At 64.7% G+C, this 12,779-nt stretch carries 16 protein-coding genes; 14 read left to right on the top strand and 2 right to left on the bottom strand.

The window, feature by feature from the left end:
* Positions 1 to 85: 85 nt before the first annotated feature.
* Positions 86 to 1,345, bottom strand: coding sequence for a UDP-N-acetylglucosamine 1-carboxyvinyltransferase (gene murA, locus VME63_RS16730; protein WP_325434494.1), 1,260 nt, complete (start codon positions 1,343 to 1,345; stop codon positions 86 to 88).
* Positions 1,346 to 1,391: 46 nt separating this feature from the next.
* The gene (locus VME63_RS16725) at positions 1,392 to 1,631 is read right to left on the bottom strand and encodes a BolA family protein (protein ID WP_325434493.1); all 240 of its coding nucleotides are present in this window, start codon (positions 1,629 to 1,631) and stop codon (positions 1,392 to 1,394) included.
* Positions 1,632 to 1,792: 161 nt separating this feature from the next.
* Between VME63_RS16725 and VME63_RS16720 the strand changes: the two genes are divergently transcribed.
* The 14 genes from VME63_RS16720 to VME63_RS16655 all read left to right on the top strand — a co-directional run bounded on the left by VME63_RS16720 (position 1,793) and on the right by VME63_RS16655 (position 12,773).
* On the top strand, positions 1,793 to 2,803 hold the full coding sequence (locus VME63_RS16720; protein WP_325434492.1) for a KpsF/GutQ family sugar-phosphate isomerase: 1,011 nt from the start codon (positions 1,793 to 1,795) through the stop codon (positions 2,801 to 2,803).
* A 10-nt stretch (positions 2,804 to 2,813) separates the two neighbouring features.
* Positions 2,814 to 3,356 carry an HAD-IIIA family hydrolase gene (locus tag VME63_RS16715; RefSeq protein WP_325434491.1) on the top strand — a complete coding sequence of 181 codons (543 nt, stop codon included), beginning with the start codon at positions 2,814 to 2,816 and terminating at the stop codon, positions 3,354 to 3,356.
* On the top strand, positions 3,353 to 4,033 hold the full coding sequence (lptC, locus tag VME63_RS16710) for an LPS export ABC transporter periplasmic protein LptC (RefSeq protein WP_325434490.1): 681 nt from the start codon (positions 3,353 to 3,355) through the stop codon (positions 4,031 to 4,033). Before VME63_RS16715 ends, lptC begins: the two co-directional genes overlap by 4 nt.
* Entirely contained in the window at positions 4,017 to 4,598 is a 582-nt protein-coding gene (gene lptA, locus VME63_RS16705; RefSeq protein WP_325434489.1) for a lipopolysaccharide transport periplasmic protein LptA, read from the top strand. The genes lptC and lptA overlap by 17 nt, the downstream gene beginning before the upstream one ends.
* A 9-nt stretch (positions 4,599 to 4,607) precedes the next feature.
* A complete protein-coding gene (gene lptB, locus VME63_RS16700; RefSeq protein WP_325434488.1) occupies positions 4,608 to 5,324 on the top strand; it encodes an LPS export ABC transporter ATP-binding protein in 717 nt (238 codons plus the stop codon).
* A 142-nt stretch (positions 5,325 to 5,466) separates the two neighbouring features.
* Entirely contained in the window at positions 5,467 to 6,945 is a 1,479-nt protein-coding gene (locus VME63_RS16695) for an RNA polymerase factor sigma-54 (protein WP_325434487.1), read from the top strand.
* A gap of 162 nt (positions 6,946 to 7,107) precedes the next feature.
* Positions 7,108 to 7,431, top strand: a complete 324-nt coding sequence (gene hpf / locus VME63_RS16690) for a ribosome hibernation-promoting factor, HPF/YfiA family (RefSeq protein ID WP_325434486.1) — start codon at positions 7,108 to 7,110, stop codon at positions 7,429 to 7,431.
* A 136-nt stretch (positions 7,432 to 7,567) separates the two neighbouring features.
* Positions 7,568 to 8,518, top strand: coding sequence for an HPr(Ser) kinase/phosphatase (hprK, locus tag VME63_RS16685; RefSeq protein ID WP_325434485.1), 951 nt, complete (start codon positions 7,568 to 7,570; stop codon positions 8,516 to 8,518).
* 4 nt (positions 8,519 to 8,522) lie between these two features.
* The gene (gene rapZ / locus VME63_RS16680; RefSeq protein WP_325434484.1) at positions 8,523 to 9,416 is read left to right on the top strand and encodes an RNase adapter RapZ; all 894 of its coding nucleotides are present in this window, start codon (positions 8,523 to 8,525) and stop codon (positions 9,414 to 9,416) included.
* Positions 9,417 to 9,459: 43 nt separating this feature from the next.
* Positions 9,460 to 9,852 (top strand): PTS fructose IIA subunit family protein, encoded by a 393-nt coding sequence (locus VME63_RS16675; RefSeq protein WP_325434483.1) that lies wholly within the window; start codon positions 9,460 to 9,462, stop codon positions 9,850 to 9,852.
* Positions 9,845 to 10,114, top strand: a complete 270-nt coding sequence (locus VME63_RS16670; RefSeq protein ID WP_325434482.1) for an HPr family phosphocarrier protein — start codon at positions 9,845 to 9,847, stop codon at positions 10,112 to 10,114. Before VME63_RS16675 ends, VME63_RS16670 begins: the two co-directional genes overlap by 8 nt.
* A gap of 124 nt (positions 10,115 to 10,238) precedes the next feature.
* Positions 10,239 to 11,978: a phosphoenolpyruvate--protein phosphotransferase gene (gene ptsP / locus VME63_RS16665; protein ID WP_325434481.1), complete on the top strand. Its 1,740-nt coding sequence runs from the start codon at positions 10,239 to 10,241 to the stop codon at positions 11,976 to 11,978.
* Positions 11,929 to 12,363 carry a hypothetical protein gene (locus VME63_RS16660; protein ID WP_325434579.1) on the top strand — a complete coding sequence of 145 codons (435 nt, stop codon included), beginning with the start codon at positions 11,929 to 11,931 and terminating at the stop codon, positions 12,361 to 12,363. The genes ptsP and VME63_RS16660 overlap by 50 nt, the downstream gene beginning before the upstream one ends.
* The gene (locus tag VME63_RS16655) at positions 12,309 to 12,773 is read left to right on the top strand and encodes a hypothetical protein (RefSeq protein ID WP_325434480.1); all 465 of its coding nucleotides are present in this window, start codon (positions 12,309 to 12,311) and stop codon (positions 12,771 to 12,773) included. Before VME63_RS16660 ends, VME63_RS16655 begins: the two co-directional genes overlap by 55 nt.
* Positions 12,774 to 12,779 lie beyond the last annotated feature (6 nt).

Here is a 12,779-nt window from a genome sequence, read left to right as displayed (position 1 = left end):
CCACACCGGCGACCCGTTTCTTCAAGACTTGCCTTGCCCTGCCAAGCGCGCGATTCCCGCGCAGGCAGGAATGACACGCGGAAACTTACGTGGGCAGACGACGAATCCGCGCGCCCAGCGTGCCTAGCTTCTCTTCGATGTTCTCGTAGCCGCGATCGATGTGATACACGCGATCGACCGTGGTATCGCCCTCGGCCACCAGGCCTGCCAGCACCAAGCACGCCGAGGCGCGCAGGTCGGTCGCCATGATCGGCGCGCCGCTCATCTTGTTCACGCCCTGGATGATCGCGGTATTGCCTTCCAGGCGGATGTCCGCGCCCAGACGCTGCAATTCGTGCGCGTGCATGAAGCGGTTTTCGAACACCGTCTCGGTGATGATGCCTACACCCTCGGCCACGCAGTTGAGCGCGGTGAATTGTGCTTGCATGTCGGTGGGAAACGCCGGATAGGGCGCGGTGGTGATGTTTACCGCCTTCGGGCGGCGGCCCTGCATGTCCAGCTCGATCCAGTCCGGACCGGTGGAGATGTGCGCACCCGATTCCTCCAGCTTGGCCAGCACCGCGTCGAGCGTGCTGGCGCGCGCATTGCGGGCGCGCACCTTGCCGCCGGTCATCGCCGCACCGACCAGGAAGGTGCCGGTTTCGATGCGATCGGGCAGCACCTCGTAGGAGGCGCCATGCAGGCGCTCCACCCCATGGATCACCATGGTGGAGGTGCCCGCGCCTTCGATCTGGGCGCCCATCGCGTTGAGGCAGTTGGCCAGGTCGACCACTTCCGGCTCCTGCGCCGCGTTGTCGATGACGCTGGTGCCCGAGGCCAGTACCGCGGCCATCATCACGTTTTCGGTGCCGGTCACCGTAACCATGTCCATGGCGATGCGCGCGCCCTTCAAGCGCTTGGCGCGCGCCTTGATGTAGCCGTTTTCCACATCGATGTCCGCGCCCAGCGCCTGCAGGCCGCGAATGTGCTGGTCGACCGGACGCGAGCCGATCTGGCAGCCGCCGGGCAGCGAGACTTCCGCCTGGCCGAAGCGCGCCACCAAAGGCCCCAGCACCAGGATCGAGGCGCGCATGGTCTTGACCAGCTCGTACGGCGCGAAATAGCGGTCGGTCGAACGCGGGTCGACCTGGATCTTCATGCGATCGTCCAGCACCAGCTGCACGCCCATCTGGCCGAGCAGCTCCATGGTGGTGGTGACATCGTGCAGGTGCGGCACGTTGCTGATCGTCACCGGCTCATCGGCCAGCAGGCAGGACGCGAGGATCGGCAGGACGGCGTTCTTGGCACCGGAAATACCTACTTCACCGCGTAGCGGCTCGCCACCGCTGATCAGAATTTTGGCCATTGGGAATCCTTGGAAAAACGAAGACCAAAGGGCGCGGCGGCAACCGTCAACGGCGCGCGGCAGCCTCTTCGGGGGTAAGGGTCTTGAGCGCCAGCGCATGGATCGCGCCACCCATCAGATCGCCCAGTGTGCCGTAGACCAGCCGATGGCGCGCCAGCGGCAACTTGCCCGCGAACTGCGCGGCCACCACTTCGGCCTCGAAGTGGACGCCATCGTCGCCCTGTACGCGGGCCCGGGCGCCGGGCAGGCCGGTTTCGATCATTGCCTGGATGCTGGCTGCGTCCATTGTTCTTCCACTGCGGAGATCCTGAACGCCGGCCGGCGAAGAATCGGGCCATGGGCGTCAGGCATCAAGATAGAATGCGAATATGCCATGTTAATGGAAATCTGCTGTCGCAGAAACGACACGGACCGACCAGCGGCCCCGCCAGCCGCCCCTGAGGACGCATGAACGCACCCATCGCCAAAGCCAAATCCACCCGGGTGGATGCCGCCGCCCTCGTCCAGAGCGCCCGCACGGTCATCGCCACCGAGGCGGCCGCCATCCGCGCCCTGGAGCCGCGCATCGACGGCGCCTTCGTGGACGCCTGCCGGATCATCCAGGCCTGCAAGGGGCGCCTGGTGGTCACCGGCATGGGCAAGTCCGGCCACGTCGGCCGCAAGATCGCCGCCACCCTGGCTTCCACCGGCACCCCGGCTTTCTTCGTCCACCCCGGCGAGGCCAGCCATGGCGATTTGGGCATGATCCTGCCCCAGGACGTGGTGCTGGCGCTCTCCAACTCCGGCGAGACGGACGAGATCCTGTTCATCCTGCCGGTAATCAAGCGCCAGGGCATCCCGCTGATCGCCATTACCGGCAACCCCGATTCCTCGCTGGCCGGCCAGGCCGACGTACACCTGGACGCGGGCATCTCGGCCGAAGCCTGCCCGCTGGGCCTGGCCCCCACTGCCAGCACCACCGCCGCCCTGGTGATGGGCGATGCGCTGGCGATCGCGCTGCTTGAAGCGCGCGGGTTTACCTCTGAGGACTTCGCGCGTTCTCATCCGGCCGGGAGCCTGGGCCGGCGCCTGCTGCTGCACATCAGCGACGTCATGCACACCGGCTCCGGGGTACCGACCATTTCACCCGACGCAAGCCTGACCGAAGCCCTGATGGAAATGACCCGCAAGCACCTAGGCATGACCGCCGTGGTCGATCACGAACAGCGCCTGCTGGGTGTGTTCACCGACGGCGACCTGCGCCGCGCACTGGATGACGACGGCGTGGACCTGCGCAACGCCAAGGTCAGCGACCTGATGACGCGCGGCCCCAAGGTGATCGGCGCGGACAAGCTTGCCATCGAAGCCGCGCAGCTGATGGAGAAATACCAGATTCACGCGCTGCTGGTGGTAGACCAGGCACAGCGCGTGGTCGGCGCGCTCAACATTCACGATCTGCTGCGCGCGCGCGTGGTCTGACGGAAACCTGATGGCTTATCTCCAACATCTCCCCGCCGATCTGCTTGCCCGCGCCGCCAAGGTCCGCCTGGCGGCGTTCGACGTGGATGGCACGCTCACCGACGGCCGCCTGTGGTACAGCGAAAGCGGTCACGAAACCAAGGTGTTCCACGTGCACGACGGGCTGGGGCTCAAGCGCCTGCAGGCCCATGGCGTGCACGTGGCGATCATCAGCGCGCGCATCAGCCATCCGGTGGCGTTGCGGGCCGAAGAACTGGACATCGCGCACGTCTACCAGGGCCAGGGCAACAAACGCGAATGCCTGCAGCAGATCCTGGAGGCGCTGAACCTTTCGCCCGAGCAGGCCGCCTTCGTCGGCGACGACCTGCCCGACCTCCCCGCCATGCGCATCAGCGGGTTGGCGGTGGCGGTGAGCAACGCCCATCCATGGGTGGTCGAACAGGCGCATTGGCAGACCCGCCTTGCCGGCGGCCAGGGCGCCGCGCGCGAGGTCTGCGACCTGATCCTGCACGCGCAGGGCAAGAGCGCCGCCGAACAGGAGCACTGGCGATGAACCTTCGCCAATACCTGCGCGACAACCGCACCACCGCCACGATCGTGTTCCTGGCCATCGCCGCTCCCGCCAGCTGGTTTCTGCAGCGCTGGGTGGCGGGCAGCACGCCGGTCAACGAGTTCATCGGGCCGCCGATCTCCGACTATCTGCTGTACGACTCCACCGTATGGAGTTACGACGTCAACGGCCAGCTCAGCTTCACCATGCGCGCGCCGCGCATGGACCGTCGCGCCGGTGACGAGTCGATGTACATCAACTCGCCCGTGTTCGACATCAAGGCAAAAAAACCGGGCGTACCCGATTGGCAAGGCAACGCGCCATACGGTTGGGTCAACAAGAGCGGTACGCTGATGCAGCTCAACGGCCCGGTCTACATGCAACGCCCGGCCTTCATTCAAAAACCGTCGGGGGCATTGAGCCCCGTGGCAACATTATGCAGTTCCAATGTCACCGGCTGGCCCAAGGAGAACCGCATCCAAACCGCGGATCCGGCCATCATGACGCAGGGAGCAAGCGTCATGCACGGCGTTGGCATGCGCGCCAACCTAAACGATAACCATCTGGAGTTGCTCAATGACGTGCACGGCCTGCTGTATTCAAGCCAAAACAATGCTGCGGCTAAGCCTGTTGACTGCAGGTCTCTTATTCCTGCAGCCGGCGTTGGCAAGGCAGGATGACCGCAACCAGCCGATCCACGTCGTCCATGCCCACAACATGGACGGCTACAACGAACCCAACTCGGTCAGCACCTTCACCGGCGACATCCTGATCACCCAGGGCACGATGAAGCTGACCGGCGAAGTCGCCAAGATCTGGACGGCCAAGGATGACACCACGGTCGATCACATCATCGTGACCGGCACGCCACAGAAGCGCCCGCATATCGAGCAGATCGACGACAACGGCAACCTGATGACCGGCGATGCCGACCAGCTGTACTACGACAACGTCAACAGCATCGCCATCCTCACCGGCCACGCGGTCGTGCACCAGCAAAACAAGGGCGACGCCCACGGCGCCAAGCTCACCTACAACACCAACACCGGCTACATGGTCGGCGAGAGCGGCAACGAAGGTCCGGTGACCATGACGTTCCTGCCCAAGCAGAAACCGCTGCCGCCGCCGAAGAACGCCAAGCAGGGGGCGCCCGCCAAGCCGGCACCGGGCACGTCCAAGCCGGCATCGTCTTCCAGTTCACCGACCACACCGGCGCCTGCCAGCAGCGCGCCGAGCAAGGGATAACCGCGACTCATGCTTTCCGCTGAAGGCCTGCAAAAAAGTTTCCGCGCACGCCAGGTCGTGCGCGATTTCCAGTTCTCCATCCGCCAGGGCGAAGTGGTCGGCCTGCTCGGCCCCAACGGCGCGGGCAAGACCACCTGCTTCTACATGATCGTGGGCCTGATCGAAGCCGATGGCGGCGCCATCAAGCTCGACAAGCAGGACATCACCGGCCTGCCGATGCACGCGCGCGCCAAGCTCGGCATCGGCTACCTGCCGCAGGAGGCCTCGGTATTTCGCCGTCTCAGCGTGGCCGACAACATCATGGCCGTGCTGGAACTGCGCGAGCCGGACCAGCGCAAGCGCGACGCGCAACTGGAAAGCCTGCTGGACGAACTGAAAATCGCACATATCGCCGGCCAGAAAGGCATCAGCCTCTCCGGTGGCGAGCGGCGCCGCGTGGAAATCGCCCGCGCGCTGGCCGCCGAGCCACGCTACATGCTGCTGGACGAACCGTTCGCCGGCGTGGACCCGATCTCGGTCGGGGAAATCCAGCGCATCGTGCGGCATCTGAAAGAGCGCGGCATCGGCGTACTGATCACCGACCACAATGTGCGCGAAACCCTGGGCATCTGCGACCGCGCCTACATCATGAACGAGGGCGAGGTGCTCTCGCGCGGCACCCCCGCGCACATCCTGGCGGACGAAAAAGTGCGCGAAGTGTATCTGGGGCGGGAATTCCGACTGTAATACTCCATTCAAACCCGCCGCACAAGCGGCAATTTGCGCCGTTTCACATCCGCGGATGCGGCTCGCGCTTCCTGCCGGCGCAGCTATGGCCGGCACTCCGGCGAAGGGTTAGGATGATGCCGAATTCACCACTTTGGCAGGCATGAAACCCGGACTTCAGTTCCGCCTCAATCAGCAACTGGCTCTCACGCCGCAATTGCAGCAGGCCATCCGGCTACTGCAATTGTCGCAACTGGAGCTGGCCGCGGAGTTGCGCCAGCTCGCCGAGGCCAACCCGCTGCTGGAGTTTGCCGAGGACGCCGACCCGGAGCAGGACGAAGCCGAGACGGAGGATGAATTCGAAGCCGAATTCCAGTCCGCGCTTTCGGGCAACAGCGATTCGTCCACCCGCAGCGAAAACGACGAAGCGCCGGAGTGGACCGAAGCCGACATCAGCACCGACCAGCCGATCGATTTCTCCTCCACCAACGGCAGCGGCAACGGCAACAGCCAGAACAACCGCGACGAAGACGGTATAGAGCCGCAGAACGCGGCGCCGGAGTCCCTGCAGGAACACCTGCTGTGGCAGCTTAATCTCACGCCGATGGATCCGCGCGCCAAGGCCATCGCCACGGTCCTGATCGACGCGCTCAATACCGATGGGTATCTGGGCGAAGGCCTGGACGCGGTACTCGCCGCGCTGCCGCCGCATCTGAAGGCCACGCTGGACGAAGTGGAAAGCGTGCGCCGGCAGCTGCAACGCTTCGATCCGGCCGGCGTGGGCAGCATCGACTTGCAGGATTGCCTGCGCGCGCAGCTGGAACAGTTCGATCCGGCCACGCCGCATCGGGAACTGGCCTTGCGCATCGTCGAAAGCGAACTGGAGCTTTTGGCGCGCAACGACATGGCCAAGCTTGCGCGACGGCTTCATGCCGGCGAGGAAGACACCACCGCCGCCGCCATCCTGATCCGCAGCCTGGACCCGCGCCCCGGCGCCGCCATGGACACCACCCCGGTGGAATATGTGGCGCCCGACGTCTACGCCCGCAAGGAAGGCACCCGCTGGCGGGTCGTTTTGAACCCCGACAGCCAGCCCAAACTAAGTCTTAACCATCACTATTGCAGTCTAATCGCGCAGGCCCGCAGCGACGATGCGAGCTGGATGCGTGGTCAGTTGCAGGAAGCGCGGTGGCTCATCAAGAGTTTGGAGTCCCGTGCCGAAACACTGCTTAAGGTGGCCGAAGCCATCGTACGCAGGCAAAGCGCTTTCCTGGACTACGGTCCCGAAGCGATGCAGCCGCTGGTGTTGCGCGAAGTAGCTGAGGAGGTAGGTATGCACGAATCGACCATTTCACGTGTAACTACCCGCAAATACATTCATACGCCGCGCGGCACCTACGAGTTGAAGTATTTCTTTTCCAGCGGCGTGTCCACCGAAGATGGCGGCAGTGCATCGGCCACCGCCATCCAGGCCATGCTGCGCAAGCTCGTCGACGGCGAAGATCCGCGCAAGCCGCTGTCGGACCAGGCGCTCGCCGAAGAGCTGCATGGCAAGGGCATTCAGGTCGCCCGCCGCACCGTCGCGAAATACCGCGAAATTCTCCGCATTCCCAGTTCCAGCGAACGACAGCGCAGTAGCTGAATCCTTCGCGTCGTTAAGGCATCACGACTCGGAACTTGCGGCCAGACGGAGCGTTCCCATATTCAAGATCAAGGTTTAGCTTCACGGTGCAATGATCGTTTCACGGCGATCAGCGCATCGATCAACGCCGCCCCCGGCGGCAGCTCTAGAAGGAGGCGTACCATGCAATTCCAACTCAGTGGCCAAAAGATCGATGTCACCAGGGCTCTGCGCGATCATGCCGAGTCCAAGCTCGATCGATTGACCCGCCTCGACGACCGCATAGTCAGCCTGAACGTCGTGCTTTCCGTGGACAAGTTGCAGCAACGCGCGGAAGGAACGCTCATGGTGGCGGGTAGATCGCTGCACGCCACGGCCGCCGAGAACGACATGTACGTCTCCATCGACCACCTCTTCGACACGCTCCTGACCCAGCTTCGCCGCTACCGTGAAAAGCTGTGCAACAAACACCAGCGCGAAGTGCGCGAGGTTCGCCAATACGTCTGACCCCCCTCCGCCCGCCCCCTCCGGGGCGGGCGATTTCACCCGATCAGGCCGCGCCCAGACGCGCCGCCGGGCTCGAACTGGCACAATGTTCCCGCCGCCGCCTCGCCCAGGCCCCCCGCGGCGCAAAGGAACGCCCTTGGATCGCCTCACCGCAAGACAACTCTTCGACGATATCCACGAGCGCATGGCGCTACGCTGGGTCGCGGGCATGCGTGGCGAATCGCGCGTGCTGGAATACGGCTCCACCCCCGCCCGCCGGCCCTCGCTGGTGGGCTATCTCAACGTGATCTACCCCAACAAGATCCAGATCGTGGGCACCGAGGAACTGAGCTATCTCGACGGCCTGGATTCGCGCCAACGCTGGGAAGTGATCCACAAGGCCGCAGCCACCCACCCGGTCGCCTTCATCGTGACCAAAGACCAGCCGATCCCGGCGGACCTGCGCGAGGTGGCCGAGGAAACCAACACCCCGCTGTGGATCAGCGCCAAGCGCGGGCACGAGCTTTTGACCTGGATGCAATACCACCTGGCGCGCACCATGGCGCCACGCCTGACCCTGCACGGCGTGCTGCTGGAGGTGTTTTCGATCGGCGTGCTCATCACCGGCGAAGCGGGCTCGGGCAAAAGCGAGCTGGCGCTGGAACTGATCAGCCGCGGCCACCGCCTGGTCGCCGACGACGCGCCCGAATTCACCCTGATCGCGCCGGACGTCATCGACGGCGCCTGCCCCGAGCTGCTGCAGGACCTGCTGGAAGTGCGCGGCCTGGGCGTGCTCAACGTGCGCGAGATGTTCGGCCACACCTCGGTAAAAACGTCCAAGTACCTGCGCCTGGTCGTGCATCTGAAAACCATGCGCGAGGGCGAACCCCTCGATGCCATGACGCGCCTGACCGGCGACGTCGGGCACCGCGAAATCTTCGATGTGAAGGTGCCGATGATTACCCTGCCCGTCGCGCCCGGCCGCAACCTTGCCGTGCTGGTGGAAGCGGCCGTACGCAGCCATATGCTCAAGAGCAAGGGCATCGATCCGGCGCTGAGCTTCATGGACCGGCAGGCCCACCAGATGCGTCGACTTCCTCCTTGGTGACCTCATGAGCCAGACCGAAAGCCTCCTGATGGCCGACGATCCGAACGCCATTCACCTGGTGGTGCTTACCGGCATGTCCGGGGGCGGCAAGACCGTGGCGCTGCGCGCACTGGAAGACCTGGAGTTCTACTGCGTCGACAACCTGCCCAGCGCGCTGCTGCCGCAGCTGGTGGAAGCGGCCACGCGCGGCGACAGCCACCGCCGCCGCATCGCCGTGGGCGTGGATGTACGCAACCGCGACGAAGACTTCCAGCACATGCCCCAGGTGCTCTCGGCGCTCGCCGAAACCGTGCAGGTGCACCTGATCTTCATCGATTGCAGCGATGCGGTGCTGACCAAACGCTTCTCCGAAACGCGCCGGCGGCATCCGCTGGCCACGCGCCGGCGCTCCTTGTCCGACGCGATCGCCGAGGAACGCCGCCTGCTGCGTCCGCTGATGGCCATTGCCGAACGGGTGATCGATTCATCCGAACTGAACGTGCACCAGCTGCGCCGCCTGATCGCCACCGGCTACGCGCAAAGCATGGCCGGCCTTACCCTGATGTTTCAGTCGTTCGCCTTTCGCCGTGGCCTGCCGCTGGATTCGGATTTCGTGTTCGACGCCCGCTGCCTGCCCAACCCGCATTGGGAACCCACCCTGCGCCCGCTCTCGGGCAAGGACGCGCCGGTGCGCGAATTCCTCGAACGCCAGCCGATGGTGGAGGAATACGTCGCCGACACCACGCGCTGGCTCGATGCCTGGCTACCCCGTTTCGAGGCGGACGACCGCAGCTACGTCACCATCTCCATCGGCTGCACCGGCGGGCGCCACCGCTCGGTGTACCTGGTCGAAAAACTGGCCACGCACTACCGCGCCACGCGCGAAGGCGTGCTCACCTTCCATCGTGAACTTGAGTGATCTCCATGCTGTCTCAAGCAAACCCCAACGAAGCCGCCGTGTCATGAGCGTCGGCGTGTTGTTGATGACCCACGAGTCGGTCGGCCAGGCCCTGGTCAAAGCCGCCCGCCACGTGCTGCCGAAACTGCCGCTGCGCGTGGCCACGGTTGAGATACCCGCGCGCGCCGATCCGGATGTCATGCGCACGCTTACCGCCAAGCACGCGCGTGAACTGGATCACGGCGAAGGCGTGCTGGTGTTGGCCGATTTGTACGGCGCCACGCCTTGCAACATCGGATTGTCGCTGGGAACGTTAGGGGTAAGGCTACGCTGCGTGTCAGGATTGAACCTCCCGATGCTGCTGCGCGTGCTCAATTACGCCGACAAACCGCTGGACGAACTTGCAGAAATCGCGGCCAGCGGCGGTCGCGGGGGAATCTTCATAGACCATGCTTGAAAAAGAAATTGTCGTCTCCAACAAACTGGGCTTGCACGCCCGCGCATCGGCCAAGCTGGTGCAGCTCGTGCAGGGTTTCAAATCCACCGTCTGGCTGATCAGCAAAGGACGCGAAGTGAATGCACAAAGCATCATGGGCGTGATGATGCTGGCCGCCGGCATCGGCACGCCACTCACCGTCCGCGCGGACGGCCCGGACGAAACCAACGCCTTGAGCGCGGTGGTGGATCTGTTCGATCGCAAATTCGACGAAGGAGCGTAAGCATGCAGCAAGGGTCCGGGACCGACGAACGCCACGCCCACAGCAACGCAGCGCCAGCGCTGCGCACGGTGCCGTTCGCCCTCCCCTCCTTGCCGCTTGCGCCGACCCCGGCGGGAGGGTGCCGATGAGGCAGATCCTGCCCGGCACCATGGCTTCGCGCGGCATGACGCTGGGCCGCGCGCGACTGGTCCAGCCCAGCCGCTACCTGGTCGACACGCGCCCGCTGACCGAGGAGGAAATCTCCTCCGAACTCGAACACCTGCACGGCGCCCTGGAAACCGCCCGGCAAGAGCTGCACGAACTGCGCGGCAAGTTGCACGGCGCGCTGGCGCGCGAAGTCAACGAATTCATCGACGCGCACAGCCTGCTGCTGGACGACGCCGAACTGCTGCGCGGCCTGGACGAAATGATCAGCATCGGCCGCTACCGCGCCGGCGCCGCGCTGAAAAAACAGCGCGACCGCCTGGCCAGCGTGTTCGCCGGGATGGACGATCCGTACCTGCGCAGCCGCATGGAAGACGTAGACCAAGTGATTGGCCGCGTCATTTCCGCGCTGCAGCGGCAAACCAGCGTCGAAGAACGCAAGATCGCCGCGCGCGTGGGCGAGATCCTGGTTGCCGACACCCTGGCGCCGGCCGACATGGCGCACCTGGCCGGCAACGGCTTGCTGGGCGTCATCACCAGTTCGGGCAGCCCCTATTCGCACAGCGCGATCCTGGCGCGCAGCCTCAGCCTGCCGATGCTGGTGGGCACACGCGACGCCCTGGCCACCATTCACGACGACGACCTGATCCTGCTCGACACCGAACACGGTGAAGCGATCGTGCACCCCACCGCGCAGGATCTCGCCCGCTACCGCGCCTGGCAACGCGAAGCGGCGCTGGAAGGCCGCCGGCTGGCCAGCCTCGCCAACGCGCCCACGCGCACCCGCGACGGTATCGAAATACACCTGCTGGCCAATGCCGAATCGCCCGGCGATGTCGCGCTGGCGCGCGCGCGCGGCGCCGACGGCGTGGGTCTGTACCGCACCGAATTCCTGTTCCTGCGCCACAAGGGCCTGCCCTCGGAAGACGAACAGTTCATCGCCTATCGCGACGTGGTGCTGGGCATGGGCGGCGCGCCGGTCACCATCCGCACGCTGGACCTGGGCGCCGACAAGGCGGACGCCGCGGGCCTGGTGATCCGCGGCGAGGAAAACCCCGCGCTCGGCGTACGCGGCGTGCGGCTATCGCTGCGCCATCCGGCCGTGTTCACCACGCAGATCCGCGCCATCCTGCGCGCCGCCTGCTACGGGCCGGTACGCGTGCTGGTACCGATGGTGACCCAGCCGGACGAACTGATCGCCGTGCGCACGCTGTTCAAGCTGGCGCGGCAGGAACTGAAACGCGAAAACATCGACCTGCCGGAAAAACTGGCGCTCGGCGCCATGATCGAAGTGCCGGCAGCCGCCATTAACGTGCGCGCGCTGCTGGAACACGCCGACTTTCTCGCCATCGGCACCAACGACCTGGCCCAATACGTGCTCGCTGCCGACCGCGGCAACGATGCGCTGGAAAACATCTACAACCCGCTGCAGCCCGCCCTGCTGCGCCTGCTCTCGCACGTGATCGGCGCCGGCCGCCGCGCGGGCAAGCCGGTGAGCCTGTGCGGGGAAATCGGCGGCGACGTCAACTTTACCGCCCTGCTGCTGGCGCTGGGGCTGAAGGAATTCAGCATGCACCCGAGCCAGATCCTGCACGTGCGCGACCGTCTCGCCACGCTCGACCACGAGCGCCTGCGCGCGCATGCGCCGCTGCTGATCCGCGCGCGCACGCATGAGGAAGCCGAGCTGCTGCTCAACAGCCTGGTGGGCTGCGGGCAGTAGTTTTTCTTGCAGCGTCGTCGCGAGCGGCAATGAAAGCATTGCCGATCCATTGTCATGGGACTACGCGCTAGTACGAATGTCGCGGACACTTCCCAGCCTGTATCGGCGTTTAGTTGTTGCCGTCCATCGCAGTGAGCACACTACTGCAATCATCGATGACAAAAACCGCGGCGATACCGGCCGAAAAACGCTGCGAGCAACGACAACGCGCAACGCTCGCACCGCGTTTGATCTGACAAAAAAATCTGCGCTGCATCAACAAAAGGCGCCTGAAACATTTGATACATTTCCGCCCGCAGGGGAATCACCATTCAATGCAAAGGACACGCCTTGTTATCTCACGACGTTATCCGCCGTGCCGCACTGGCCGGCATCGCCGCTCTGAGCATCGCTTGCACCGCAACGGCACACACATCCTCGTCGATACCCACCACCGGATTGGGCGAATCCTGGCCGAACGCCACCGACGTTAGCGCCAATCCGAACTGGCACGTGTACGTTTTCGAAAAGGATGGCGTGCGCTACATCCAGGTCAATGATCGCAACGGCACGGTGCACGCCGCCGTTGGCAGCGCGGGACCAGTGGCCTTCGCATTGCCCATCGGCGTGGATGCACAGCGCGTTGCAATCACCAAGGCATCAAGCATGGGCGGTTTGTCCCAGCCCATTTACCACGACGAAAACCTCACCATTGAAGCTACTTCGCAAAACGATGGCGACGTGCAGATCACGATGGCGATGGCGCCCGGTGATGATCTGGATCCGGCCAACCGCACGGATGCCTCACTGCATTGAGTGGCT

The sequence above is a fragment of the Dyella sp. genome (assembly GCF_035503745.1).
Lineage (GTDB): Bacteria > Pseudomonadota > Gammaproteobacteria > Xanthomonadales > Rhodanobacteraceae > Dyella_B.
This window is presented reverse-complemented; position numbering and strand designations above follow the sequence as displayed.

Bases quoted from the DNA above. Each gene is read 5' to 3' on its own strand.
- murA (WP_325434494.1), bottom strand. From the start codon at position 1,345: ATGGCCAAAATTCTGATCAGCGGTGGCGAGCCGCTACGCGGTGAAGTA.
- VME63_RS16725 (WP_325434493.1), bottom strand. From the start codon at position 1,631: ATGGACGCAGCCAGCATCCAGGCAATGATCGAAACCGGCCTGCCCGGC.
- VME63_RS16720 (WP_325434492.1), top strand. From the start codon at position 1,793: ATGAACGCACCCATCGCCAAAGCCAAATCCACCCGGGTGGATGCCGCC.
- VME63_RS16715 (WP_325434491.1), top strand. From the start codon at position 2,814: ATGGCTTATCTCCAACATCTCCCCGCCGATCTGCTTGCCCGCGCCGCC.
- lptC (WP_325434490.1), top strand. From the start codon at position 3,353: ATGAACCTTCGCCAATACCTGCGCGACAACCGCACCACCGCCACGATC.
- lptB (WP_325434488.1), top strand. From the start codon at position 4,608: ATGCTTTCCGCTGAAGGCCTGCAAAAAAGTTTCCGCGCACGCCAGGTC.
- VME63_RS16695 (WP_325434487.1), top strand. From the start codon at position 5,467: ATGAAACCCGGACTTCAGTTCCGCCTCAATCAGCAACTGGCTCTCACG.
- hpf (WP_325434486.1), top strand. From the start codon at position 7,108: ATGCAATTCCAACTCAGTGGCCAAAAGATCGATGTCACCAGGGCTCTG.
- rapZ (WP_325434484.1), top strand. From the start codon at position 8,523: ATGAGCCAGACCGAAAGCCTCCTGATGGCCGACGATCCGAACGCCATT.
- VME63_RS16675 (WP_325434483.1), top strand. From the start codon at position 9,460: ATGAGCGTCGGCGTGTTGTTGATGACCCACGAGTCGGTCGGCCAGGCC.
- VME63_RS16670 (WP_325434482.1), top strand. From the start codon at position 9,845: ATGCTTGAAAAAGAAATTGTCGTCTCCAACAAACTGGGCTTGCACGCC.
- ptsP (WP_325434481.1), top strand. From the start codon at position 10,239: ATGAGGCAGATCCTGCCCGGCACCATGGCTTCGCGCGGCATGACGCTG.
- VME63_RS16660 (WP_325434579.1), top strand. From the start codon at position 11,929: ATGAGGAAGCCGAGCTGCTGCTCAACAGCCTGGTGGGCTGCGGGCAGT.